Here is a 24,853-nt window from a genome sequence, read left to right on the forward strand (position 1 = left end):
AGCACTTGCTTGGTAGAGTTGCGTGCGCCACCCCCGCAGCCCCACCGAGGAGTCCGCGATGAATCCCACCGCCGAGACCACGCCCGCCCAGGGCACTCCCGTCGAGACCACGCCCGCCGCCCTTCGTCGCGCGGCCCTGACGTGGGCGGACCGCGAGGCGATCGCCGACGTCCAACCGGGACAGGACACCCGCTGGACGTGGGCGCAGCTGCTCGACGAGGTCCGCCGGTTCGCCGCCGGCCTCGTCGCCCGCGGGGTGGTCCCCGGCGATCGCGTGGTGATCTGGGCGCCCAACACCCGCCACTGGGTGGTCGCGGCTCTGGGCGTGCAGTACGTCGGAGGCACCGTGGTCCCGGCGAACACCCGCTACACCGGGAGCGAGACGCTCGAGATCATCCAGCGCACCCACGCGGTGGCGGCCGTGGTCGCGGGACCGTTCCTCGGGTCCGATCGGATCGCGGACCTCGCCGCGGCCGCGCGCGGGGCGGCGGGCGACACCCTCGCCGGGGCCACCGACCTGCGGACCCTCGTCCGTATCCCCCTCGACAGTGCACCCGCCGACGGCATCCACGCCGACAGCATCAACGCCGACCCCGTGGACGTGCACCTCCTCGACTTCGCCGACCTCCGGGCGCTGGCCACCGAGGACCTGCTCGCCGAGGCCGACGGCCGTGCGGACGCGGTGACCGGCGACGACGTCGCCGACATCCTGTTCACCTCCGGCACCACCGGCAAGAGCAAGGGCGTCGTGGCCCTGCACCGCCAGACGGTCGCCGGCGCGCGCGCATGGGGTTCCAACGGCGGGCTCACCGAGTACGACCGCTACCTCATCGTCAACCCGTTCTTCCACAGCTTCGGGTACAAGGCCGGCTTCCTCGTGTGCACCCTGTTCGGCGCGACCATCATCCCGCTGGCCGTGTACTCGACCGCCGAGACGATGCGCCTGGTCCAGACCGAGCGTGCCACCGTGCTGCCGGGCGCGCCGACCATCTTCCAGACGCTGCTCGACGACCCGTCCCGCAGCGCGTACGACCTGTCCTCGCTGCGTCTGGCCGTCACCGGCGCCTCGGTCGTTCCCGTGGTTCTGGTCGAGCGCATGCAGTCCGACCTGGGGCTGGAGACGGTGCTCACCGCGTACGGGCAGACCGAGACGATGGGGTTCATCACCACCACCACCGCGGACGACGACGACGTCACCGTGGCCACCACCTGCGGCCGCGCCTACCCCGGCATGGAGATCCGGATCGGCGGGTCCGGCGAGATCCTCACCCGTGGCGAGATGGTCATGCAGGGCTACCTCGACGACCCGGAGAACACCGCCGAGACCATCGACCCCGACGGCTGGCTGCACACCGGTGACGTCGGGGAGATCGACTCCCGCGGCAATCTCCGCATCACCGACCGGCTCAAGGACATGTACATCACCGGCGGGTTCAACGTGTACCCGGCCGAGATCGAGCAGGCCCTCGCCCGCATCGACGGGGTCGTCGAGTCCGCGGTGATCGGCGTTCCCGACGAGCGGATGGGCGAGGTCGGCAAGGCCTTCATCGTCCGTCGCGAGGGGTCGGGGCTCACCGAGCAGGACGTGAAGGACTTCGCCGCCGAGCACCTGGCCAACTTCAAGCGACCGCGCGCGGTCGAGTTCGTCGAGGGCTTCCCCCGCAATGCCTCGGGCAAGATCCTCAAGACCGAGCTCCGATGACCGAGTCGGGCGGGCCCGGCGGAGCCGGCGCGGTGGTGGTCACGGGCGCGTCCGGCGGGATCGGGGCGGCGGTCGCACGCCGCCTCACCTCCGAGTTCCCCGATGCGCCGGTGGTGCTGGGGTACCGGTCGACCGAGCCCGTCGACCTCGCGCACGAACTGACCGCGGAGGGATCCCGGACCGTCGAGTGCGTCCGCCTCACCCCGGGGCGGGACGGCGACGACGGAGACGCCGACGGGAACGACGACGAGGTGGCCGGGGTGATCGACGGGATCGCCTCCCGACACGGCGGAATCCGCGTGCTGGCCCACTGCGCCGGTCCGCACGTGCCCATGGTACACCTGTCCCGGATCGCACCGTCCGAGTTCCGTCGACAGCTCGAGGACGACGCGGGCGGGTTCTTCGCGATCGTGCGCCCCGCGCTCGAGCACCTGCGTGCGGTGGCGGGCAACGTCGTCGTCGTCACCACCGCGGCCACCACCCGCTACCCGGTCCGCGACGGACTGTCCGCCGCCCCCAAGGGCGCGGTCGAGCAGCTCGTCCGGGGCCTGGCCGCCGAGGAGGGGCGATTCGGCGTGCGGGTGAACTGCGTGGGCCCGGGAATGCTCACCGACGGCATGGCCTCCCGGCTCATCGCCTCCGGCGACCTCGACGAGCGCGCGCTCGAGGTCACCCGCGGCAACATCCCGCTGCGTCGGTTCGGAACCGCCGCCGACATCGCCGAGGCCGTAGCGTTCCTCGCCTCCGACCGCGCGGGCTTCATCTCCGGACAGAAGCTCGACGTGGACGGCGGCTACGGGGTCTGACGACCCGCGTCCCGGGGCGGCACGCCACGGCGTCGGGTACAGTACCAACCAAGCACTTGCTAGGTAAGGAGAGTCCCAGGTCATGACCGATGCACCCATCCCCCCGGTCCTCGGGGTCGACGACCTCGGGCCGGACACGCAGCCCGTGGCCTACGAGGTCACCGACGGCACCGCGTACGTCACGCTCAACCGGCCGGACTTCCGCAACGCGCAGAACTCGGTCATGACCTACTCGCTGGACAACGCGTTCATCAGGGCCGTCGAGGACGACGCGGTCAAGGTGATCGTCCTGCGGGCCAACGGCAAGCATTTCTCGGCGGGCCACGACATCGGCACCCCCGAGCGGGACCACCACGTGGAGTACCCCAACCGCGCCGCGATCTGGTGGGACCACACCACCCGCGGCGGCGGCGACCGGCGTCTCGCCCGCGAGTCCGAGGTCTACGTCCAGATGTGCCGACGCTGGCGCGAGATCCCCAAGCCGATGATCGCCCAGGTCCACGGGGCCTGCATCGCCGGCGGGCTGATGCTGGCGTGGGTCTGCGACTTCATCGTGGCGTCCGACGACGCGTTCTTCTCCGACCCCGTGGTGAAGATGGGCATCCCCGGCGTCGAGTACTTCGCCCACGCCTTCGTGCTGGGCCCGCGCCGCGCCAAGGAGATCCTCTACACCGGTCGCAGGTTCGGCGCGGCAGAGGCGCTCGAGTGGGGGATGCTCAACCACGTGGTCCCCCGCGACGAGCTGCAGTCCAAGGTCGACTCGATCGCCGAGGAGATCAAGGCCATGCCCGCCTTCGGGCTCACGCTGGCCAAGAAGGTCATCAACTCGAACGAGGACCAGATGGGTCTGCAGACCTCCCTGGACACCGCGTTCGGATGGCACATGTTCGCCCACTCGGCCAACGCGGAGCCGGACGACACCGACTCGTTCTCCGCCTCGCTCGGCGGGATGGACGCCCGCTCGATGCGCGACAGCGCCAACACGGGCACGACCGGCACGGCACCGTCCGAGACCGGAAAGGACTGACACGTGGACCTGCATCTGGACGCCGCGACCGAGGAGTTCCGCCTTGAAGTGCGACAGTGGCTCGAGGCCAACGTGCCCGCCGAGCCGCTGCCCCACATGGACACCCGCGAGGGCTTCGAGGCCCACCGGCAGTGGGAGGCCACGATGGCCGACGCCCGCATGTCGGTCGTCTCCTGGCCGGAGGAGTTCGGCGGCCGCGACTGTGGGCTGGTCAACTGGGTGGTGTTCGAGGAGGAGTACTTCCGCGCCGGCGCGCCGCTGCGGGTGAGTCAGAACGGCATCTTCCTGCTGGCACCGACGCTGTTCGACCACGCCACCCCCGAGCAGCTCGCGCACATCATGCCGCGTATGGCCCGCGCCGACGACATCTGGGCGCAGGCCTGGTCCGAGCCCGAGGCCGGGTCCGACCTGGCCTCCCTGCGCTCGACCGCCAAGAAGGTCGACGGCGGGTGGATCCTGAACGGGCAGAAGGTGTGGTCCACCCGCGCCTCGTTCGCGGACAAGGGCTTCGGGCTGTTCCGCACCGACCCGGACGAACCCCGACACAAGGGCCTGACCTACTTCATGTTCGACCTGCGGGCCGAGGGCGTCACCGTGCGCCCGATCGACCAGCTCGACGGCCTGCCCGGTTTCGCCGAGCTGTTCCTCGAGGACGTCTTCGTGCCCGACGACCCGGCGAATCCCGCCGAGTCCGGCGTGATCGGCGAGGTCAACCAGGGCTGGAAGGTGGCCATGTCCACCGCCAACAACGAGCGCGGCCTCTCGCTGCGCTCCCCGGGGCGGTTCCTCGCCACCACCGACCGGCTGCTGGAGCTGTGGGACTCCCACCGCGACGGCCTGGACGAGCGCACCCGGGGCGGCCTGGCCGACCGTGTGGTGGACGCCTGGATCGGCTCCCGCGCCTACGAGTTGAGCACCTGGAACACGGTCACCAAGCTCACCGGCGGAGCCAACCTCGGGTTCGAGTCCTCCATCAACAAGGTCTTCTGGTCCGACTGGGACATCGCGACCCACGAGACCGCCCTGGACGTCCTCGGGCCCGCCGGCGAACTCGCCGGGGACCAGTGGATGGACGGGTACCTGTTCGCCCTCGCCGGGCCCATCTACGCGGGCACCAACGAGGTCCAGAAGAACATCATCGCCGAGCGTCTCCTCGGCCTGCCGCGCGGCTGAGAACGGGGTATTCATCATGCAGTTCGCTCTCGATCCCGAGATCGTCGACTTCGCCGCCAGCATCGACTCGCTGCTGGCCAAGTCGGACATGCCCTCGGTCATACGCTCCTGGGCCGCCGGTGACACCGCGCCCGGCACCACCGTGTGGGGCCGCGTCGCCGAGACGGGCGCCGCCGCCCTGCTCATCGACGAGGCCGCCGGCGGCGCCGGGGCCACCGCGGTCGAGGCCGTGGCCGCGCTCGAGGTCCTGGGCCGCCACGCGGTGCCGGGTCCCGTCGTGGAGACCGTCATGGTGGCGCCGCGTATCGCCGCCGCCATCGGCGGCGACTCCGGGGACGTGGCCGAGTCCGTCGCCTCCGGTGCGCTGGCGTCGGTCGCCGTGCCCGGCGTCTCGCCGCTCGCGCCCGACGTGCACGTGGCGGAGTACCTGTGGGTGGCCGACGACGACGAGGTGTTCTCCGCCGAGGCCGGCGAGACCCGCCGATCTGTCGACCGGGCCCGCACGGTGGCCACGCCCACCGTGGGCCCCCGCGCGGCCGCGGTGAGCACCACCGACCTGATCAACCACGGCGCGCTGGGTACCGCCGCCCAGCTCCTCGGACTAGGTCAGGCGATGCTCGACATGAGCGTCGACTACGCCAATCAGCGTAAGCAGTACGGCAAGCTCATCGGCGAGTACCAGGGTCTCAAGCACCAGTTGGCCGAGGTGGCCATCGCGCTGGAGATGTCCCGACCACTGCTGTGGGCCGGCGCCCTGGCGATCGCCGAGAACCCCGACGACCCCGCCGCCGCGGTGCGCGACGTCTCCGCCGCCCGCGTGGCCGTCGCCGACGCCGCCTACCTGGCGGCCCGCACGGCGCTGCAGGTCCACGGAGCCATCGGGTACACGCTCGAGCACGACCTGGGCCTGTGGCTGACCAAGACCCGCGCCCTGCAGACGGCGTGGGGCACGCAGAGCTACCACCGCGGTCGGGTGCTGGACTCGCTGAGCGGCGGGGTCGCGGGGGCCGCCCGATGACCGCCCCCGCCACCCCCGGCGTCGACACCGAGGAACAGGCCGCGCTGCGGCAGTCCGTGGCCGCGCTGCTGGAGAAGCGGTCCGACTCCGCCGCCGTGCGCGCCGCGATCGCCTCCGACCAGGGGTACGACCCCGCGCTGTGGTCGACGCTGGTCGACCAGATCGGGGCCGCCGCGCTGTCGATCCCCGAGGCGCACGACGGTGCCGGGGCGACCTGGGTCGAGACCCACCTCGTGTGCGAGGAGCTGGGTCGCCGGTTGACCCCCTCCCCGATGCTCGGGTCCGCGGTCCTCTCCGCACAGTCCGTCATCGCCTCGGGCGACGAGGCCGCGTGCGCGCGTCTGCTGCCCGGGATCGCCGCCGGCGAACTCGCCGCGCTGTGCTGGGCCGGGCTCGACGGCTGGGCCACCCCGGGTGTCCGAGCCGACGGCACCACCCTCACCGGCACCGCCCACCACGTGCTGGGCGCCGACACCGCCACCACGCTGCTCGTCGTGGCCGTCACCGGCGACGACATCGGTCTGTTCGAGCTCCCCGCCGACGCCGCCGGGGTCACCGTGACCCGCGTGCCGGTGATGGACCCCACCCGCACCCTGTCGCGCGTGGAGTTCGACGGCGCCGTGGCCACCCCGATCGCCACCCGCCCGAGCTTCCTGTCCCGCCTTCGCGCCGCCGCGTGGGCAGCACTGTCGGCCGAGCAGGTCGGTGCCGCCCGCGCCGTGCTGGACGCCACCGTGCAGTACACGCAGGAGCGCAAGCAGTTCGGCCGGGTCATCGGGTCGTTCCAGGCGCTCAAGCACCGGATGGCCGACATGTACGTCAAGGTCGAGACCGCCCGGTCGCTGTCCTACTCCGCCGCCGCCTCCGTCGCCGAGGCGCAGGCACTCGGCGACGGGCCCGCCGCCGACGAGGCGGCCTACGCGGCGGAGATCGAGGCCGCCGCGGCCAAGGTCTACTGTTCCGAGGCCCTGCAGTGGATCGCCGGGGAGTCGATCCAGCTCCACGGGGGCGTCGGCATCACCTGGGAGTACGACGCCCACCTGTACTTCAAGCGGGCCCACGGGACAGCGCAACTGCTCGGACAACCGCACGAACTCCTCGCCGCCCTGGAGGTCGCAGCGGGGCTGTAGCCGGGGCCACTAGAATCATCCGCATGAGCCCCTTCCCCGCGCACGGACGGACCAATGACCAGCGGTCAGCCGAGGACCTCGCGGCCCAGGCCGGTCGCCTGCTCACCGACCTGCGGGTCTCACGGGTGGCGCCGGAGGATCTCGGTGCGTTCGCGGAGGCCGAGGCGCAGTCCGTCATCATCGACCGACTGGCCGTGGCGAGGCCCGGCGACCTCGTGTTCGGCGAGTGGGACCCCGACTCCCGCGCCCGGCTGGAGGCCGACCGCGTGTGGTTCGTCGATCCCCTCGACGGAGTGCGCTCCTACGTGACCGAGGGCCGCCCCGACTGGGCCGTCCACGTGGCCCTGTGGGAGAAGGACCCCGAGGGTGTCGGCGGCATCACCGCGTGCGCGATCGCCATGCCCGCCTATGGCCGGGTCCTCACCGGGCGCGGCGCCACCACCTATCAACCCACGTCGATCATCCGCGGCCCCCGGCCCGGACCACTGGTGCCGCCCCGCGAGGACGACCGCCTGCGCATCGCCGTCTCCGAGGCCGAGCCGCCCGCGTTCGCCGAGGAACTCGCCGAGGAGCTCGACGCCTCCCTGGTCCACCTCGGATCCGGCGGCGGCAAGACCGCCACCGTGCTCGAGGGTGAGTGCGACGCGTACATCCACACCAGCGGTCACCACCAGTGGGACTCCGCGGCCACTGTGGGCGTGGTGCAGCAACGCGGCCTGCACGCCAGCGCCCTGGACGGCTCCGAGCTGGTCTACAACACCGAGCAGATCGAGTTCCCGGACCTGCTGGTGTGCACGCAGGACGTGGCCGAGACGATCATCGACGCGGTCCGCAGATACCTCTAGCGCTCCAGGCCGCGGTATCCGGCGAACCGCTCCGCGATCCGCTCCTCGCTGAGCCCGTAGTCGGCGAGCGTGTAGCGGTGCGCGGGGGCGCGGTCGCCGGACAGGCTCTTGTCGTTCTCGGCCACCACGCCCGTGCGCACCTCCTCCGGCAGCTCCGTGCCGACGGCGCCGTAGACGCGCTCCACCACGCCGGCCGGGTCGGCCAGCAGCTCATGGTGATCGACGTCGACGAACGTCGCCCGTGACGTCTGGTCCGCCTCGTGCCGCGCGCGGGCGGCGTCGAAGGTCTCGACGCCCCGCGCCCAGAAGTCCAACTGTGACTCACCTATGTACTCCGGGGTGAACCGCGTGGACCATTCCGCGGCGGTCTTGTGCGCGAGCGAGCACATCGACGCCATTGACTTGCGCGGATCGCGATGCGTCTGCACCACGACCGCGTCGGGGTAGACCTCGAGCAACGCGTCGAGGGCGAACAGGTGACTCGGGTTCTTGAGCACCCAGCGTCGCTCGGGATCATTCGCCCCGATGAGCTGGAGGTTCCGCTTGTGCCGCCGATACGCGGGCACCCAGTCGGCGCCGGCCAGCCACTGCGAGTAGCCGTCGAGCCGGGCCAGGCACTCGTACGACGCCGACGTGAGCGACTGCCGCAGCAACTGCCAGCACTCCTCGAGGTCGTCCGCGGAGATGTAGTGCACGCCGCCGTAGTCGGGGTTCTCCGCCATGAAGCCGGAGTACAGGTCCCGCAGGCCAACGTAGGCGGGGTCGTCCTCCCACTTCTCGCGCGGCGGCCGCGGCTGCGGCACCTCGGTCAACCACAGTTCGAGCCCCTGGTTGGCGGGGTCCGCGCCCAGGAGCCGGTGCAGCGCCGTGGTGCCGGTGCGGGGCAACCCGGTGACGACGACGGGCCGCTCGATCGCCACCTCCGCCCCGGCCGGGTCCGCCGAGAATCCCGCGTTCGCCAGCAACCGGGCGGTGAGCGCGCTCTTGAGGACCGACCGCCAGTACTTGCTGCCGGCCGGGGTCAGGCCCGCGTCGGAGTGCAGGGAGTCCAACAGGATCCCCAGCGCCTCACGGTGCCCGTCCTCGCCGTCGCCGAAGTCCTCGAGTCCGACCGTGCGCGAGGCGCTGGCGTGCAGGTCCTCGACGGTGCCGACATGCACACGGTCGGTGTCGCCTCCGGCCGAGACGGTCATGAGAGCCCCCTCCGGGCGAACGCGTCCTGGCGGGCGGCGATCCGCTCGCGCCACTGCTCCGGCGTCACCCGCAACTCCTCGAACCCGGGCACCTCGTCGGCGAGCCGATCGAACGGCACCACCTTCACGGTGGGGCCCAGCTCCGGTGTGATGGGATCTCCCACCCGCTGCCAACGGAACTGCATGATGCCCTCGCGGCGGCCCAGCGTCTCGACCCAGTTGGCCAGCCCCGGGTCGCGCTCGGAGACCACCAGATGGATCAGTACGTCGGAGGTGACGTGCGCCTGGTCGGCGGTGAGACTGGTCTGGTGGTGCACGTACTCCAGCGAGGCGTACCACATGCTGCCCAGCTGGAAGCCCTGGTAGGGCACCCCGGCGACGGGCACAGAGATCACCATGGCCTCGTCCGGACCGAGCTCGAAGACGCCCGCGGACGAGAACTGCGTGGTGAGCCCACCCGGCGTCTGCCGCGGTTCGTTCAGCGTGTTGCGGGCCTGGTCGCCGAAGAACCACTCCGGGAACGCCAGCCACGTCCGCAGCCGCCCGACGAGCGCCTCGGCGAGTTTGGCGTAGAACTTCTCCTGCCCGGCGAGCGTCACCGGCTCCGGTGCGGTGCCGACCGTGTCGAGTCTGCGGATGATCGCCGACCCGGCCTCCTCACGGCTCCAGTCGGAGTACACCTCGCGGACCGCGATCATGGACGATCCCGGGTGGAGCACCACGTAGCCGGCGTCGCCCTCGTCGTCGTCGTACCTCGCCGGTCCCAATCGGAAGCGATACCGGCCGTCGGCGTCGATCTCCAAGGCACGGTCGTCGAACGCCGCGTGCGACGCGGCGCGCTCGTCGGCCGAATACGTCCCGGCCATGACCTGGAACGACAGGTCCGCGGTGGTACCGCGCCGACCCTCGATCTCGTACTCGGCGCCGTCGGTGAGGTTGGCGTAGAAGTACAGCGTGTCCGGGTTGTCCAGGCCCATCTTGGTGTACGGGCCCGTGGCCTGGAACAGCTGTGGGTGACTTCGCCCGCGGTGCTGGCCGGTCTCGATGGCCCCCCGGATGGTCCCCAGCAGGTAGTCCAGGCCCTCCGCGACGTCCTCCTCGGTGTGGACGTGCGGCGCCGAGCGGATGATCTCCTCCGCCTCCGCCAGCGCACCCGCCAGCGGTCCCGTCACGCCGCTCACAGCCACGTGTAGGAGTCGGCGGAGGTGATGAAGTTCTCCAGCTCCTCCTGCTCGGGCGTCGGATCGACCACGTCCTCCTCGATGCTGAGGTAGGCACCGCGGTAGAACAGCAGCGGGCGGATGTCGCGCTTGGTCGGGCCGAGGTTGTCGACCCGTCCCAGCACGATCCAGTGATCGCCGCCGTCGAGGACCTGGTCGATCTCGCAGTCCAACCACGCCATGACGCCCTCGATCACCGGCGACCCCAGCGGGCTGGGCGACCAGTCGATCTGCGCGAACTTGTCGTCACCGCGGCGGCCGAACGTCGAGGAGACGTCCTCCTGGTCCTCGGACAGGATGTTCACCACGAACCGTCCCGCCTTCTCGATCCCCTTCCACGAACCCGAGGTCTTCATCGGGCAGAACAGCACCAACGGCGGCTCGAGCGACAGGGCCGAGAACGACTGGCAGGCGAAACCCACCGGCTTGTCGTCCTCGACAGCGGTGATGACGGTGATCCCCGTACAGAACTGCCCCAGTGCGTCACGCAGTTCACGGCTGCTGAAGGACTGGCCCTCCGGGCTCTCGTCGGTGCTGCTCATGTGGGTCGTCCTCCCTGGACTTTCGGCTCGTGAACTGTCTGCAAGGCCCAGCCTAGGCGGCTACTTGAACCCGACGGAGAAGTCGTGGCCCCACAGGCTCACGGCCGTCGACTCACGCGCCACCCATTTCTCGTCGTCCTCGACCTGCACGCCCTCACAGCCGTACTCGCAGTCGAAGCCTCCGGGCGTCTTCATGTAGAAGCTCAGCATCTTGTCGTTGACGTGCCGGCCGAGCGAGGCCGACATCCTCACCTTCTTACGCGTCGCCCGGTCCAGCGCCAGCCCCACGTCGTCCGCGGTGCCGACCTCGACCATCAGGTGGATGATCCCGGTCGGGTTGGGGAACGGGGTGAACGCCAGCGAGTGGTGCCGCGGGTTGCAGCCGAGGAACCGCAGCCACGCGGGCTCGCCGTCGGCCGGTCGGCCCACGATCTCCGGCGGCAGGCTCATCGAGTCACGCAGCGTGAACCCCAGGACGTCACGGTAGAACTCGAGCGCCGCGGTCTCGTCCGGGGTGGACAGGACGATGTGGCCCGCACCCTGGTCGCCGGTGACGAACTCGTGCCCGTACGGCGTCGGGATGCGACGGTGCTGCAGCGCGATGGTGTGGTAGATCTCCAGCGTGAACCCGGCCGGGTCCTGACAGGTGATCAGCCCGCGCACCTTGCGGTCGCGCGCCACCTCGGCAGGTGCGTCCTCCCAGGGCACACCGGCCGCGTCGAGGCGCCGCTTGACGTCCTCGAACTCGCCCTCGTTCGCACACTCCCAGCCCACCGCGGAGAGCGTGTCCTCCTCGCCGGGGACGATGATCCACCGGTGCGGATGATCGTCCATGCGGAAGTAGAGCGACTCGGGATCATCGCCCGATCCCACCACGAAACCCAGCACCTTCGTGCCGTACTCGTGCCAGGCGGCCATGTCCGTGGCGAAGACCCGGACATACCCGAAATTGCTGATCGCCATAATTGCCAGTCCTTTCGATCCGTGAGGCGGATCAGACCATCGAGTCGGTGACCTTTTCGCCGAACTCGTTCTGCCCATACATGATGTACGCCTTGGTGGCCTCGTTGGCGGCGTGGACCCGCCCGGCGTTGGCATCCCGCCAGAATCGCTGGATCGGCGAGGTCTCCTCCAGGGCGCGGGCCCCGGAGTTCTGGAACAGCAGACCGATGGCGTCGATCGACCGCTGCGTGGCCCGGACCTGGTCGCGGCGGGCGCGCGTGCGGAGCTCCATGTCCGGGTACCCGCCGGCGGTGATGATGTCCTGCTCCTCGCGCACGTTGCGCATGAGCTGCAGCCACGCCGCGTCGATGTCACCGGCCGCCTCGGCCAGGCGCACCTTGGCGAACGGATCGTCCTTGACCGCGGTGCCGAACGCGGCGCGCACGCGCTCACGCTGGTGCCCGCGGTGCACCTCGTAGCAGCCGAACGCCATGCCGACGATCGGCGTCGAGATGGTGGTGGGGTGGATGGTGCCCCACGGCATCTTGTAGATGGGGTTGGTGTTGACCTCGAGCCCGGGGCTCTTGGTGGCCGCCATGAGACCGAAGGACAGTACGCGGTGCTCCGGGATGAGTGCGTCCTTGACCAGGATGTCGTTGGAGCCGGTGCCCTTGAGCCCGGCGACGTGCCAGACATCGAGGATCTCGTACTGGGACTTCTCGACCAGGAACGTGCAGAAGTCGACCATCTTGCCGTTGTCGTCGAGCACCGGGCCGCCCACGAAGACCCAGTCGGCGTGGTCGGAACCCGAGGACCAAGACCACTTGCCGTTGAGCACCAACCCGTCGGCGGTCTTCTTCGCCGCACCCATCGGCGCGTACGAGGACGAGATCCGCACCGTCGGGTCCTCGCCCCACACGTCCTCCTGCGCCTGCTGCGGGAAGAGCGCGAGGTGCCAGTTGTGGATACCGAGGATGCTCGCGCACCACCCGGTGGACGGGCACGCCGTCGCGATGGTCTTGACAGCGGTGTAGAAGGTCTCCATGTCCGCCTCGTACCCGCCCCACTGGGCTGGCTGGCACAGCTTGAAGAAGCCGGCCTCGTCGAGTTCCGCGATGTTCTGGGGATGGACCTTGCGCAGGTCCTCCGTCTCCTGGGCCCGCTCGGCGAAACCGGGCAGCAGAGCCGTGATGCGGTCGATGACCTCGTGGGAGGCGTACTCGCTCATGTGAACCTCTCTGGCGTTCGTGGGGGTGATGCGGACTAGACTAGAACACGTTACAGTTTTGCACCAGGCAACCGCCGCCGAGCAAGAGCTTCTGGCACCCTGTGCCAGCACTTACGCACCCTGGTTGTGGCCTGCCCGCCCATTCTATAACCTGTTCTCATCCGGCTCACGCCCCTCAGGAGGAATCATGACCGCACCCGGCTCAGCCCCCGGAGCCGTCCGCGAGATCGATACCGGCAAGGCCCGGGATCGATATGCACGCGGCTGGCACTGCATCGGCACCGTCAAGGAGTTCTCCGACGGCAAGCCCCACTCCATCCACGCCTTCGGCACCAAGCTCGTGGTGTGGGCCGACGACGAGGGCGAGATCAAGGTCCTCGACGCGTACTGCCGCCACCTGGGCGGCGACCTGTCCGACGGCTCGATCAAGGACGGCAACATCGCGTGCCCGTTCCACGACTGGCGCTGGGGTGGCGACGGCAAGTGCAAGGGCATCCCCTACGCCAAGCGCGTTCCCCTGCGCGCCAAGACCCGCGCGTGGATCACCAACGTCCAGTCCGGCCAGGTCTTCGTCTGGCACGACCACGAGGGCAACCCGCCCCTCGAGGAGGACGCCATCCCGGTCATCGAGGAGTACGACACGGGCGAGTGGACCGACTGGGAGTGGAACCGCCTCGTCATCGAGGGCTCCAATTGCATGGAGATCGTCGACAACGTCGTCGACATGGCCCACTTCTACTACATCCACTTCGCGTTCCCGACGTACTTCAAGAACGTCTTCGAGGGACAGACAGCCACCCAGTACCTCAACACCAAGGGCCGTCCGGACCACGATCCGTCCGGCGGCAAGTACGGCGACACCCTCCTGGAGTCCGAGGCCTCGTACTTCGGCCCCGCGTACATGATCAACCCCCTCAAGCAGATGTACGGAGACTTCGTCACCGACGCGATCCTCATCAACTGCCACTACCCGATCGACCAGAACTCGTTCGTGCTCATGTACGGGCTCTCGGTGAAGAAGCCGCAGGGCTTCGACGACGAGACGTCGGCGAAGATGGCCGCGAAGATCGCGACCTTCTTCGGCGAGGGCTTCCTCCAGGACGTCCGGATCTGGCAGCGCAAGTCCTCGATCGCCAACCCGCTCCTGTGCGAGGAGGACGGCCCCGTCTACCAGCTCCGCCGCTGGTACGAGCAGTTCTACGTGGACCGCGACAAGGTCGAACCCGAGATGCAGGAGCGTTTCGAGTTCGAGGTCGACACCACCGCGGCCAACCAGTACTGGGAGAGCGAGGTCGCCGAGAACATGCGCAAGCAGGCGGCGGGCGAGGCGGAGATCTCCGACGAGCAGACCCAGTACACCGGCATGGCCGAGGTCGCCGGCGAGGCGGGCGCGGCCCCGTCGAAGAACTGATGTTCAAGAAGAACGATTCGCGGCGCGCGCCCACCTGGGACGAGACCGACCCGGCGCGCGCCGCGCGGCTCCACGAGTACACCGACCTGGATCGCGAGACCTACACGCGGGCCGGCTTCCAGCCCGTCGAGTGCCGCAGTTGTGGCACCAGCGTGGCCGTGCGCAAGAACAGCGAGAAGCACACCTCGATCCAGTGGACGGAGGGCGGCGACCGTAACTGCCCAGTCCTCAACGAGTGGCGCGAGGGTGGTGCACGGCCCGATGGCGAGGACACGTGCCCCCGGATGCTCGCGAGCATCCGCTACGCCTACGCCGAGGGTCTGCTGACCATCGCCGAGGGCGTCGACCCGGCCGACGACGAGCACATGGTGAACCCGCTCTACGTCCCCGAGTAACACCCCGACGTCCGGCGACTTCCCCGAGGCGAGAACAGCCCGGAGGAGGTCGCCGTCGTCTGGGACAGTGCGCAGAAACCCGTCCGCGCGTATCCAAGCGATAGGCTCCCGATCCATGACCGAAACTCCCCCGCTCGGCTCCTTCGTGCGCGAGCTCACGATCGCCGAGGTGATCGAGGAGACCGCCGACGCCAAGTCGATCGTCTTCGACATCCCCGCCGGTTGCGAGGACGACTTCCGGTACACCCCCGGACAGTTCCTCACCCTGCGAGTTCCCAGTGAGCGGACCGGATCCGTCGCGCGCTGCTACTCCCTGTCGAGCTCCCCCACCGAGGACGCCCGGCTCAAGGTGACCGTCAAGCGCACGATCGACGGATACGGGTCCAACTGGCTGTGCGACAACGCCGAGGCCGGTATGAGCATGCACGTGCTCGCCCCGTCCGGCATCTTCACGCCCAAGAATCTCGACCAGGACTTCATCCTCCTGGCCGCGGGTTCGGGCGTGACCCCCGTGATGTCGATCCTCAAGTCGGCCCTCGCCCAGGGCACCGGCCACATCGTCATGGTTTATGCGAACCGCGACGAGAAGTCGGTCATCTTCAAGGACGAGCTGCAGCGCCTCCAGCGGGAGAACCCCGACCGCCTCACCGTTCTCCACTGGCTCGAGTCGGTCTCCGGCATCCCCACCGCGGAGATGATCGGCAACCTCCTCCAGCCCGTCGCGACCAAGCGGCACTCCTACATCTGCGGACCGGCGCCGTTCATGGAGACCGTCAAGGACGGGCTCCGCCGCTCGGGCGCCGACATGCACCTCATCCACACCGAGGTGTTCTCCTCGATCGAGGGCGACCCGTTCGCCGAGATCGTCATCGACGAGTCGGCCGACGAGGACGGCGCCGGCCCGGCGACCGCGATCGTCGAGCTCGACGACGAGGTCCACGAGATCTCCTGGCCCCGCAAGACCCCGCTCCTCGACGTCCTGCTCTCCAAGGGGATCAAGGCACCGTTCTCCTGCCGGAAGGGCGAGTGCTCGGCGTGCGCCTGCATCCTCAAGTCCGGTGAGGTCGAGATGATGCACAACGGGATCCTCGACCCCGAAGAAGTGGAAGAGGGATACGTCCTGAGCTGCCAACTCCTCCCCAAGACCGACCGCGTCGAGGTGTCGTACTCCGAGTGAGCCCGCTCCGAATCCAGCCGGGGCTGGCAGACTCGGTGGCGTGACCAGCCCCGTCGTCGCCTTCACCTCCAGGTACGGCTCCACCCGGCGCTACGCCACCGCGCTCGGGAGGCGACTCGGCGCGCCCGCGGTCGAGCTCGCCGACCTCGCCCCCGCATCCGACGCCGACCCGCTGATCCTGCTCGCGCCCGTCTACGCGACCCGGATCCTCGGGCGACGTCGGATCATCCGGGCTATCCGCTCGGCTCCCGGGCGGGTCGCCCTCGTCGTCGTCGCACTCTCCCCCGCGGACGACCCCGGGCGCGGCTCCCTCTCCGCCCGCCTGATCACCGCCACCGGCCGGGCCGTCACCACCTTCCACGTCCGAGGGGACCTCGACCCCGCCCGACTCAACTGGGTCGACCGCACCCTCATGGCCGCGCTCCGCCGCCAGTTGCGCAGGACCCCCGACACGCCCGCCGCGCGGATGCTGTTGTCCGGCGAGCCCCTGCACTTCGTCGACGAGACGGCCCTCGACCCGGTCGTGGCCTGGGCGGACGGCAGCGACACCGCCCCCTGAACCGCCAGCAGCCGCGCACTCCGGGGGTCATCCGGGGCGCGCGGCTGCAGGCCGGGAGGATCAGGCGTTCGCACGCTCCTTCTGGATCTCCAGCGCGATGTCGATGAGCTGGTCCTCCTGGCCGCCCACGAGTCGACGCTCCCCGGCGCGGAGGAGGATCTCCGAGGCCGGCACGTCGTACCGCTGCGCGTGGCCCTCGGCGTGCTTCATGAAGGACGAGTAGCAGCCGGCGTAGCCGAGCATCATGGCCTGGCGGTCGACGACGCACTCGCTCGGCATGAGCGGGCGCACCACGTCCTCCGCGGCGTCGGCGATCTTGAAGAAGTCGACGCCGGTGGTGATGCCGAGCTTGTCGCACACGCCGACCAGCGCCTCGACGGGCGTGTTGCCCGCGCCGGCGCCGAACCGACGGGTGGAGCCGTCAATCTGCTGGGCGCCCGCGCGGATGGCCATGATGGAGTTGCCCACGCCGATGTCGAGGTTCTCGTGGCCGTGGAAGCCGACCTGGGCGTCGTCACCGAGCTCGGCGACGAGAGCCGAGACGCGGTCGGAGACCTGGTCCATGACGAGCGCCCCCGCCGAGTCGACGATGTAGACGCACTGGCAGCCGGCGTCGGCCATGATCCGGGCCTGCTTCGCGAGCACCTCCGGCGGCTGGGTGTGGCTCATCATGAGGAAACCGACGGTCTCCAGGCCGAGGTCGCGGGCGTAGCCGAAGTGCTGGATCGAGACGTCGGCCTCGGTGCAGTGGGTGGCCACGCGGCAGATCGACCCGCCGTTGTCCCGGGCCTGGAGGATGTCGTCCTTGATGCCCAGGCCGGGCAGCGTGAGGAACGCGATCTTCGCCTGCTTTGCGGTCTCGGCCGCGACCTTGATGAGGTCCTGGTCGTACGACTTGGCGAAGCCGTAGTTGAAGGAGGCGCCGCCGAGGCCGTCGCCGTGGGTGACCTCGATGACCGGGACGCCGGCGCCGTCGAGCGCGGCGACGACGTTGCGAACGTCCTCGACGGAGAACTGGTGCCGCTTGTGGTGCGAACCGTCGCGGAGCGAGGAGTCGGTGATGCGGATGTCGAGCTCGGCGCTATAGGCGCGGGCGTGGGCGTTGTGCGGGTTGGTCGTATCCATGTCTGTCACACTCCGAGCTTGGTCTTGGCGATATCCTCGCCGACCTTGGTGGCGGCGGCGGTCATGATGTCGAGGTTGCCGGCGTACGGCGGCAGGAAGTCTCCGGCGCCCTCGACCTCGACGAAGATCGCGACGCGGGCCATGCCGCCGGTGATCTCGGTGGGAGGGTCGAACTGCGGCTCCTGGAGTAGGCGGTAACCCGGCACGTACTCCTGGATCTCCTTCTCCCGCGTGCGGATGGCGGTGGTGATGAGGTCGTGGTCCGCATCCTCGGGGATGGCGCAGAAGATCGTGTCGCGCATGATCATCGGCGGCTCGGCCGGGTTGAGGATGATGATGGCCTTGCCGCGCTTGGCGCCGCCGACCTGCTCGATCGCCAACTTGGTGGTCTCGGTGAACTCGTCGATGTTGGCGCGGGTGCCCGGGCCGGCCGACTCGGAGGACACGGAGGCGACGATCTCGGCGTATTCCACCGGCACAACCGAGGACACGGCGTGGACCATCGGGATGGTGGCCTGGCCGCCGCAGGTGACCATGTTGTGGTTGGGGGCGTCGACGTGCTCGTGGAGGTTCGCCGGCGGGATGACCATCGGGCCGACCGCGGCCGGGGTGAGGTCGATGGCGATGATGCCGGCCTCTTCGTACTTGGGCGCGTAGGCCTTGTGCACGTACGCGCTGGTGGCCTCGAACAGCAGGTCGGGCTTCTCGCCACCGGCCTCGATGGAGGTGAGCAGTTCGTCGGCGCCGCCCGCCATGCAGGTGAGGCCGTGGTCGGCGGCGCGCTTCATGCCCTCGGACTCGGCGTCGATGCCGATCATCCATTTGGGCTCGATGTACTCGCTGCGCTCGAGCTTGTACATGAGGTCGGTGCCGATGTTGCCGGACCCCACGATCGCGGCGGTGAGCTTGGTCTTGTCTGTCATGACGGAAGTGTCGCGCGGGCGGGCTCGCGGGACAACAGGTTGTGCCACTCAGTGAAATCGCGGCACTCCAGGGCGGTGCACGCCGGCACTCAGGCCGGCCGTGCGCGCGCCCGGGCCGCGCCCGGAGGGTTCGTGAGGTGACCGTCTGCGCTGATGAGCCGGTCGGCGAAGGCGTTCCACTCGCGTTCCCGTATGGCGTCGCGCGCACGGGCCAAGGGGCCCTTGGGTCTGGTGCGGTGTTGGTGTCCGGTGTCGGTGAGGATGATCAGTTCGCCGAGTGGGCCGGGCCTGTAGGCGTTGGTCCCGAACGTCTTCTCCCGGTGGTGTTTCCGACACAGGCAGACGAGGTTCCACTCGGTGGTAGGCCCGCCGAGTTCGGGATCCTTCGTATTGAACGCGATCACATGGTCCACGTCACAGTCCTCCGCGGGAACCGAACACCCCGGATGTCGGCAGGTGCCGTCGCGCATGCGGATGCGCTCCGCCATCGCGGGGGTGATCAGGTAGCGCAGGGCGTGTTCAGGGGAGTCGAGCGCGCCGGGGGCGGGGTCGACGAGTTCGAACCGCACGCGTGCGTCGTCGCCCTCCAGCAACTGCTGGCACAACCAGGAGAAACTGCTGTATGCGCCGTGCACAAACTCCACGCGGTTGGGCAGCCCCTGCGCGGCTGCGGCGATCACACTCACCCGGATCGGCTGACCCGCCGCGGCGGCGTTCCCGAGTGATGGCCTGGGCATGTCCGCCCCCACCATGACTTCGCCCAGCTCGATCGATCCGTCATCCCCCGGGCCGGAGCCCGTCCCGCCGGTGTCGGCGGGCGCCGGGGGCGGGGCGTACACGGCGAGGGAAGCGAGAGCGTCGGCACGCAGCTGATCCAGCGTGCCGGGCACCCCGTCTCCCGAGGCAGCGCGGGCGTCGGCCTCGATGCGCCCCCTCAGTAGTTCCGCATCTGCTAGTGGCAGCTTCGCCCACATCGAGGCCATCCCGTTGCGGTCCGACCGGAACCGGACCGTGCGCGTCAGTGCCGCCCGTGTCCGGGCGTCCTCGGCGCCCTCTGGGTCGAGGCGGCCGACAGCGTCATCGATCCGACCGTCCACGGAATTGCGAGTCGGACGGTCACCGCCGTCCAGGTCGTCGACGATGCCCGACACGACCTCGTCCTCCACGTCCGAGACGATCGAGTCGGGCACCTCGGCCAGCTTGCAGGCGATGTCGATGGCGAGCTGTTCGGGAACGACCCCGCGCTCCACCGAGGCCCGCAGCCGCGTGAGCCGCGAATGGATCTGGACCCCGGCGGTGACCAGACGCGCGGCGTGCCAGCACGTGAGCTGACAGGCCGCCACGAGATGGTCACGCGCCCTGGACTGCGGGTCCAACCGTGCGTACGCCGGACGTGCACGACCACCGCTGCCGGCGACCCCATCGAGGCCATCGGCGCCATCTGCGTCCTTGCCGAGCTCCGCCCGCGACATCTGCTCGACCAGGGCCGCTGCCGCCTCCAGCCGGGTTGCACCTGCCCGGTTCTGCGCCAGGGTCGCGGCTCGTGCCGCCTCGCTCACCGCCGTCGTGTCGAGCCCGCCCAGGGATTCCGGAACCGCGAAGAGTGTCGTCGTCGTCAATTCCCCCACCTCCTGCCGCCGCGCCCATATTAGAACCTGAGTTCGACACTACGAGACGGCGCGCGTTAGCGCAAGTGTTCGATCATCCCGGCCTCCGGTGTCCGACCCGCGCGCTACACTCGGCGCATGACCGAGCCCCCCGCCTCTCCCGTTGACCGCGCCTTCGAGGTGCTACGCGTGACGGCGGGCGGGACGGGGATGACGCTCAGCGAGATCGCGCGCGAGACCGGGCTGGCCAAGTCCACGACGCTGCGCCTCCTGGCCGCGCTCGAGCGCAACGACGCGGTGACGCGGATCGGGCAGCGCTACCGGCTGGGTCCGTTGGTGCACGAGCTGGACCCGATCCCCGTCTCGCCGGCGTACGAGCGGATCCGTCGGGTACTCACACCGTTCCTTGCCCACCTCTTCGAGGCCACACGCGCGACCGTTCATCTGGCCACCCTGCACGGGGACGAGGTGGTCTACCTCAACAAGTTGCACGGGCCGCGGCCGATCCCGTCGCCGTCGCGGATCGGCGGCGGCCTGCCCGCGTACTGCACCGGGGTGGGCAAGGCGATGCTCGCGTTCGACGAGGACGCGGCCGACCGCGTGGCGCAGGGGCCGTTGATCGAGTGGACGGACACCACTCTGACCTCCCCCGACGCCCTCGCGGTGGAGCTCGCGGAGATACGACGGAGGAGGCGCGCGGTCGACCGGGCCGAGCTCACGCCCGGCCTGTACTGCGTGGCGGCGCCGGTGTTCGACGACGACGACGAGGAACACGCCGGCCGGACGCGGGCCGTCGCCGCGTTGTCCGCCAGCGCGGCGGACGAGAGCGCCCTGGCCCGGCTCGAGCCGCTGGTCACCCGCGTCGCCGCGGCGGCCAGTCGCGCGGTGGCCGCGGACGCCTAGCGGAAGTCCATGGTGACGTCGCCCAGCCCGGCGAACTCGGCGCGGAAGCTGTCGCCCGGGGCGGCGTCCATCGCGCGGATCGCGGTGCCCGGCAGGATCACGTCGCCCTTGCGCAGACGGACACCGAACTTGGCGACCGTCGACGCGAGCCACCCGACCGAGTTGAGCGGGTTGCCGAGCACCGCGTCGGAACGCCCGGACGCGAGGAACTCGCCGTTCTTGTAGAGGGTCGCATCGATTGCGGCGACGTCGATGTCCGCGAGCCGGACCCGCTGCTCGCCCACCACGTAGCCGCACGACGAGGCGTTGTCCGCGATCGTGTCGGGCAGCGTGATCTTCCAGTCCCGGATGCGGGAGTCGATCAACTCGATCGAGGGGACGACCCACTCGATCGCCGCGGCAGCCTCCTCCTGGGAGCATCCCTCCGGCGGGATGTCGGCGCCCAGGATGAAGCCGACCTCCACCTCGACCCGCGGGAAGCAGAACCGGGCCGCCTCGATCGCGGTGCCCTCGGGGTACTCCATGGTGTCGAGCAGATGCCCGTAGTCGGGCTCGTCGACGCCCATCATCTCCTGCATCGCCTTGGACGCCAGGCCCACCTTGTGTCCGGTCACCACCGCTCCGGCGTCGAGCTTGCGGCGGATGTTCACCAGCTGGATCTCGAAGGCGTCGTCCGGCGTCATGTCCGGATGGTCGTCGGTCAGCGGCGCGATCGGCGCGACGTCGGACTCGGCGTCCCAGAGTCGCTGGGCTAGTGTGGCGCGGGTCTCCTCGTTGAGCATGACGGGGATGCTACCTGGGCCGTCTGGCGCCACGGCGATCAGTTCTATAACGTGTTCTACATGGCAGACCAGGAATTCGACGTCGTCGTCGTCGGCAGCGGTGGAGCAGGCATGACGGCCGCCCTCGCGGCAGCAAAGAAGGGCCTCAGCGTGGTCCTCGTTGAGAAGGCCCCCCACTACGGCGGCTCCACCGCCCGCTCCGGCGGCGGCGTGTGGATCCCCAACAACTCGGTGCTCCGCCGCGACGGTGTCCTGGACACCCCTGAGGCGGCCCGGACCTACCTCCGCTCGATCATCGGCGATGTCGTGGAGCCCGCGAAGATCGACGCCTACATCGACCGCGGGCCCGAGGTCCTGGACTTCGTCCTGGCCAACAGTCCCCTGCGGCTGGAGTGGGTCAAGGACTACGCCGACTACTACCCGGAGGCCCCCGGTGGTCGTCTCGGCGGACGGTCCGTCGAGCCCAAGCCCTTCGACCTGAACCAGCTCGGCTCGGAGGCCGACAAGTTGGAGCCCGGTTACGCCAAGGCCCCGGCGAACATGGTCGTGATGCAGTCCGATTACCGCTGGCTCAACCTGCTCCAGCGTCCGCACACCAAGGGCATCAGGCGCTCGATCCGAGTCGCCGCCCGCATGTTCCTCGCCAAGGCCCGCAAGCAGAACTCGGTGGGCATGGGCCGGGCGCTCATCGCCGCGATGCGCAAGGGCCTGCTCGACGCGGGCGTTCCGGTGTGGCTCGAGACCCCCATGACCGGCCTGGTGACCGAGGGCTCGGGCACCCAGGAGCGCGTCGTGGGCATCACCGTCACCCGCGGTGACGAGGAGGTGACCCTCCGTGCGCGACTCGGTGTGGTGATCGGGTCCGGTGGCTTCGAGCACAACCAGGAGATGCGCGACAAGTACCAGCGTCAGCCCATCCCCACCTCGTGGACCGTCGGCGCCGCCGCCAACACCGGTGAGGGAATCGAGTACATGGAGAAGGCCGGCGCCTCGCTGTCCTTCATGGAGGACTCCTGGTGGGGTCCGTCGATCCTGCTGCCGCGCGGCCCCTGGTTCGCACTGGCCGAGCGGTCGCTGCCGTGTTCCTTCATGGTCAACTCCCGCGGCGAGCGGTTCATGAACGAGTCGCTGCCCTACGTCGAGGCCGGCCACAAGATGTACGGCGGCGAGTTCGGACAGGCACCCGCCGGGCAGGAGGGGACCCCCGGCGAGAACGTCCCGGCCTGGATCATCTTCGACCAGGAGTACAAGAACCGGTACCTCTTCGCCGGCCTGCAGGCCAAGCAACCGCTGCCCAAGAAGTGGCTCGAGACCGAGAACTTCCACAAGGCGGACACCCTCGCCGAGCTCGCCGATCTCATCGGCGTGCCGGCGGAGGCGCTGGAGCGGACCACCGAGAAGTTCAACGGCTTCGCCGCCAAGGGCGTCGACGAGGACTTCAACCGCGGCGAGTCGGGGTACGACCACTACTACGGCGACCCGACCAACAAGCCCAACCCGAGCCTCGGCCCGGTCCGCAAGGCGCCGTTCTACGCCGCCAAGATGGTGCCCGGCGACCTCGGCACCAAGGGCGGCGCGAACACCGATGTCCACGGTCGGGTCCTGCGTGAGGACGGCTCCGTGATCGAGGGACTCTACGCCGCGGGCAACGCCTCCTCGCCGGTCATGGGTCACACCTACGCCGGCCCGGGCGCCACCATCGGCCCCGCGATGGTCTTCGGCTACCTCGCCGTGGAGAACATGCTGGCCGCCACCCCCACCACCACCGCGAAGACGGGAGTCTGACGTGCCGATCGACCTCGACAAGGCCCTCGGGGCGCAGTTGCCCTCGCAGGAGTTCTCCTGGACCGCCTCCGACGTGGCGCTCTACGCCCTGTCGGTGGGCGCCGCCGCCGACCCGATGGACACCACCGGTCTCGAGTACGTCCACGACACGGCGCCCAAGGTGCTGCCGTCGTTCGCCACCGTCGCAGCGACGATGAACGTCACCGAGGCGCCCCGGGTGTCCTTCCCGGGCGTCGAGATCGACCTGGCCAAGGTCGTCCACGGCAGCCAGTCCGTCACGCTGCACCGGCCGATCCCCGCCTCCGGCACCGCCACCACCACCACGAAGATCGCCGAGATCCAGGACAAGGGCTCGGCCGCGGTGATCATCCAGGAGTCCGAGACGGTCTCCGCCGACGGTGAGAAGCTGTGGACCTCGCGCTCGGGCATCTTCGCCCGCGGTGAGGGGGGCTTCGGCGGCGATCGCGGGACCTCCGAGAAGGTCGAGTACCCCGAGCGGGAGGCCGACCACACCATCGAGGTGGCCACGCTCCCCCAGCAGGCGCTGTTCTACCGCCTCTGCGGCGACCGCAACCCGCTGCACTCCGATCCCGCGTTCGCCGAGGCGGCCGGGTTCCCGCGCCCGATCCTCCACGGACTGTGCTCGTACGGCCTGGTCCTGCGGGCGGTCGTGGATCAGGTGCTCGGCGGCGACGTCGCCCGCGTCGGCGGTTACGGCGTGACCTTCGGCGGCATCTTCTTCCCCGGCGAGACCATGCGCATCCGCGTGTGGGAGGAGGGCTCGCGACTGCTCGTGGCGGCGACCGTCATGGAGCGCGACGACGCCCCCGTGCTGAAGAACGTGGTGGTCGATCTCGCCTGACCGGCGCTGGTCGCCCCACCGGGCGGCATCCGAAAGCACCCGAGAACACCCCGCGGTCGACCACCGCGGGGTGTTCTCGCGTCCGGCCGACACCGGCGCCCGCCGTGGTGCGACATGAAGACTCCGTCATGGAGGTTTCATCAACCCGTCATACCGGGCACCCAGGATGGCACTCATGACAGAGAACAACAGCCTCCGCACCGTCCTCCTCGCCCTGTCCGCCTCCGCCGCCCTCATCCTGTCCGGATGCGGCGCGGGGAATGACGCCGGGAGCAATGCCCCTGCCTCCGAGACCACCACCGTGACCGCGCCTGCCCAGTCCGTCGACCTGGATGATCAGGACGATGACCGGGGCGGTGACGACGACGCCGATGACGACCGCGACGACCGCAACGACCGCAACGATGATGACGACCGCGATGACCGCGACGACGATGATGATGACGACCGGGACGACCACGGCGACGACGACGACGACCTCGACGACTGACCGGGCCC

24 protein-coding genes are annotated in these 24,853 nt (G+C 69.8%); 15 read left to right on the forward strand and 9 right to left on the reverse strand.

Annotated features, from left to right (window positions below; all coding sequences use genetic code 11):
- Window positions 1-58 precede the first annotated feature (58 nt).
- The 7 genes from AC3DEV_RS03245 to AC3DEV_RS03275 all read left to right on the forward strand — a co-directional run bounded on the left by AC3DEV_RS03245 (window position 59) and on the right by AC3DEV_RS03275 (window position 7,701).
- Window positions 59-1,702: a FadD3 family acyl-CoA ligase gene (locus AC3DEV_RS03245; protein WP_488371288.1), complete on the forward strand. Its 1,644-nt coding sequence runs from the start codon at window positions 59-61 to the stop codon at window positions 1,700-1,702.
- The gene (locus tag AC3DEV_RS03250; protein WP_488371289.1) at window positions 1,699-2,508 is read left to right on the forward strand and encodes an SDR family NAD(P)-dependent oxidoreductase; all 810 of its coding nucleotides are present in this window, start codon (window positions 1,699-1,701) and stop codon (window positions 2,506-2,508) included. Before AC3DEV_RS03245 ends, AC3DEV_RS03250 begins: the two co-directional genes overlap by 4 nt.
- Window positions 2,509-2,590: 82 nt before the next feature.
- A complete protein-coding gene (locus tag AC3DEV_RS03255; protein ID WP_488371290.1) occupies window positions 2,591-3,535 on the forward strand; it encodes an enoyl-CoA hydratase in 945 nt (314 codons plus the stop codon).
- A 3-nt stretch (window positions 3,536-3,538) separates the two neighbouring features.
- Window positions 3,539-4,708 (forward strand): acyl-CoA dehydrogenase family protein, encoded by a 1,170-nt coding sequence (locus AC3DEV_RS03260; RefSeq protein ID WP_488371291.1) that lies wholly within the window; start codon window positions 3,539-3,541, stop codon window positions 4,706-4,708.
- Window positions 4,709-4,724: 16 nt separating this feature from the next.
- The gene (locus tag AC3DEV_RS03265; protein WP_488371292.1) at window positions 4,725-5,726 is read left to right on the forward strand and encodes an acyl-CoA dehydrogenase family protein; all 1,002 of its coding nucleotides are present in this window, start codon (window positions 4,725-4,727) and stop codon (window positions 5,724-5,726) included.
- Window positions 5,723-6,856, forward strand: coding sequence for an acyl-CoA dehydrogenase family protein (locus tag AC3DEV_RS03270; RefSeq protein ID WP_488371293.1), 1,134 nt, complete (start codon window positions 5,723-5,725; stop codon window positions 6,854-6,856). The genes AC3DEV_RS03265 and AC3DEV_RS03270 overlap by 4 nt, the downstream gene beginning before the upstream one ends.
- 23 nt (window positions 6,857-6,879) lie before the next feature.
- Complete coding sequence (locus AC3DEV_RS03275) at window positions 6,880-7,701, forward strand: inositol monophosphatase family protein (RefSeq protein ID WP_067711783.1); 822 nt, start codon at window positions 6,880-6,882, stop codon at window positions 7,699-7,701.
- Here AC3DEV_RS03275 and AC3DEV_RS03280 read toward each other — a convergent pair.
- The 5 genes from AC3DEV_RS03280 to hsaA are packed head-to-tail and all read right to left on the reverse strand — an operon-like array spanning window position 7,698 to window position 12,826.
- Window positions 7,698-8,894 carry a sulfotransferase family protein gene (locus tag AC3DEV_RS03280; RefSeq protein WP_488371294.1) on the reverse strand — a complete coding sequence of 399 codons (1,197 nt, stop codon included), beginning with the start codon at window positions 8,892-8,894 and terminating at the stop codon, window positions 7,698-7,700. The two genes, AC3DEV_RS03275 and AC3DEV_RS03280, sit on opposite strands and share 4 nt — an antisense overlap.
- Complete coding sequence (locus AC3DEV_RS03285) at window positions 8,891-10,075, reverse strand: hypothetical protein (RefSeq protein ID WP_488371485.1); 1,185 nt, start codon at window positions 10,073-10,075, stop codon at window positions 8,891-8,893. Before AC3DEV_RS03285 ends, AC3DEV_RS03280 begins: the two co-directional genes overlap by 4 nt.
- On the reverse strand, window positions 10,072-10,656 hold the full coding sequence (gene hsaB, locus AC3DEV_RS03290; protein ID WP_132062675.1) for a 3-hydroxy-9,10-secoandrosta-1,3,5(10)-triene-9,17-dione monooxygenase reductase subunit: 585 nt from the start codon (window positions 10,654-10,656) through the stop codon (window positions 10,072-10,074). Before hsaB ends, AC3DEV_RS03285 begins: the two co-directional genes overlap by 4 nt.
- A gap of 60 nt (window positions 10,657-10,716) precedes the next feature.
- Entirely contained in the window at window positions 10,717-11,619 is a 903-nt protein-coding gene (hsaC, locus tag AC3DEV_RS03295; RefSeq protein WP_154828961.1) for an iron-dependent extradiol dioxygenase HsaC, read from the reverse strand.
- Window positions 11,620-11,650: 31 nt separating this feature from the next.
- Complete coding sequence (gene hsaA, locus AC3DEV_RS03300) at window positions 11,651-12,826, reverse strand: 3-hydroxy-9,10-secoandrosta-1,3,5(10)-triene-9,17-dione monooxygenase oxygenase subunit (RefSeq protein ID WP_119192656.1); 1,176 nt, start codon at window positions 12,824-12,826, stop codon at window positions 11,651-11,653.
- Window positions 12,827-13,013: 187 nt separating this feature from the next.
- Here hsaA and AC3DEV_RS03305 point away from each other — a divergent pair, with 187 nt between their 5' ends.
- From AC3DEV_RS03305 to AC3DEV_RS03320, 4 genes are all read left to right on the forward strand, one after another.
- Window positions 13,014-14,237: a 3-ketosteroid-9-alpha-monooxygenase, oxygenase component gene (locus AC3DEV_RS03305; RefSeq protein ID WP_325768563.1), complete on the forward strand. Its 1,224-nt coding sequence runs from the start codon at window positions 13,014-13,016 to the stop codon at window positions 14,235-14,237.
- The gene (locus AC3DEV_RS03310; protein WP_067711766.1) at window positions 14,237-14,632 is read left to right on the forward strand and encodes a hypothetical protein; all 396 of its coding nucleotides are present in this window, start codon (window positions 14,237-14,239) and stop codon (window positions 14,630-14,632) included. Before AC3DEV_RS03305 ends, AC3DEV_RS03310 begins: the two co-directional genes overlap by 1 nt.
- A gap of 115 nt (window positions 14,633-14,747) precedes the next feature.
- Window positions 14,748-15,809: a ferredoxin--NADP reductase gene (locus AC3DEV_RS03315; protein WP_120284589.1), complete on the forward strand. Its 1,062-nt coding sequence runs from the start codon at window positions 14,748-14,750 to the stop codon at window positions 15,807-15,809.
- 40 nt (window positions 15,810-15,849) lie between these two features.
- On the forward strand, window positions 15,850-16,368 hold the full coding sequence (locus AC3DEV_RS03320; protein ID WP_154828965.1) for a flavodoxin domain-containing protein: 519 nt from the start codon (window positions 15,850-15,852) through the stop codon (window positions 16,366-16,368).
- Between the two features lie 60 nt (window positions 16,369-16,428).
- Here the strand turns inward: AC3DEV_RS03320 and dmpG are convergent, their stop codons facing one another.
- The 3 genes from dmpG to AC3DEV_RS03335 all read right to left on the reverse strand — a co-directional run bounded on the left by dmpG (window position 16,429) and on the right by AC3DEV_RS03335 (window position 20,044).
- Window positions 16,429-17,493 (reverse strand): 4-hydroxy-2-oxovalerate aldolase, encoded by a 1,065-nt coding sequence (gene dmpG / locus AC3DEV_RS03325; RefSeq protein WP_067711758.1) that lies wholly within the window; start codon window positions 17,491-17,493, stop codon window positions 16,429-16,431.
- Between the two features lie 5 nt (window positions 17,494-17,498).
- Window positions 17,499-18,416 (reverse strand): acetaldehyde dehydrogenase (acetylating), encoded by a 918-nt coding sequence (locus tag AC3DEV_RS03330; protein ID WP_253003178.1) that lies wholly within the window; start codon window positions 18,414-18,416, stop codon window positions 17,499-17,501.
- Between the two features lie 89 nt (window positions 18,417-18,505).
- Window positions 18,506-20,044 carry an HNH endonuclease signature motif containing protein gene (locus tag AC3DEV_RS03335; protein ID WP_488371295.1) on the reverse strand — a complete coding sequence of 513 codons (1,539 nt, stop codon included), beginning with the start codon at window positions 20,042-20,044 and terminating at the stop codon, window positions 18,506-18,508.
- Window positions 20,045-20,161: 117 nt separating this feature from the next.
- Here AC3DEV_RS03335 and AC3DEV_RS03340 point away from each other — a divergent pair, with 117 nt between their 5' ends.
- On the forward strand, window positions 20,162-20,926 hold the full coding sequence (locus AC3DEV_RS03340) for an IclR family transcriptional regulator (RefSeq protein WP_488371296.1): 765 nt from the start codon (window positions 20,162-20,164) through the stop codon (window positions 20,924-20,926).
- On the opposite strand, the gene AC3DEV_RS03345 is transcribed toward AC3DEV_RS03340, so the two are convergent.
- Complete coding sequence (locus tag AC3DEV_RS03345; protein ID WP_067711747.1) at window positions 20,923-21,708, reverse strand: 2-keto-4-pentenoate hydratase; 786 nt, start codon at window positions 21,706-21,708, stop codon at window positions 20,923-20,925. The two genes, AC3DEV_RS03340 and AC3DEV_RS03345, sit on opposite strands and share 4 nt — an antisense overlap.
- Window positions 21,709-21,759: 51 nt before the next feature.
- Here AC3DEV_RS03345 and kstD point away from each other — a divergent pair, with 51 nt between their 5' ends.
- The 3 genes from kstD to AC3DEV_RS03360 all read left to right on the forward strand — a co-directional run bounded on the left by kstD (window position 21,760) and on the right by AC3DEV_RS03360 (window position 24,845).
- The gene (gene kstD / locus AC3DEV_RS03350; protein ID WP_067711745.1) at window positions 21,760-23,493 is read left to right on the forward strand and encodes a 3-oxosteroid 1-dehydrogenase; all 1,734 of its coding nucleotides are present in this window, start codon (window positions 21,760-21,762) and stop codon (window positions 23,491-23,493) included.
- Window position 23,494: 1 nt separating this feature from the next.
- The gene (locus tag AC3DEV_RS03355) at window positions 23,495-24,355 is read left to right on the forward strand and encodes a MaoC/PaaZ C-terminal domain-containing protein (RefSeq protein ID WP_488371297.1); all 861 of its coding nucleotides are present in this window, start codon (window positions 23,495-23,497) and stop codon (window positions 24,353-24,355) included.
- A gap of 175 nt (window positions 24,356-24,530) precedes the next feature.
- A complete protein-coding gene (locus tag AC3DEV_RS03360) occupies window positions 24,531-24,845 on the forward strand; it encodes a hypothetical protein (RefSeq protein WP_488371298.1) in 315 nt (104 codons plus the stop codon).
- Window positions 24,846-24,853 lie beyond the last annotated feature (8 nt).

The organism is Dietzia sp. IBK-p2-15D, from assembly GCF_057773105.1.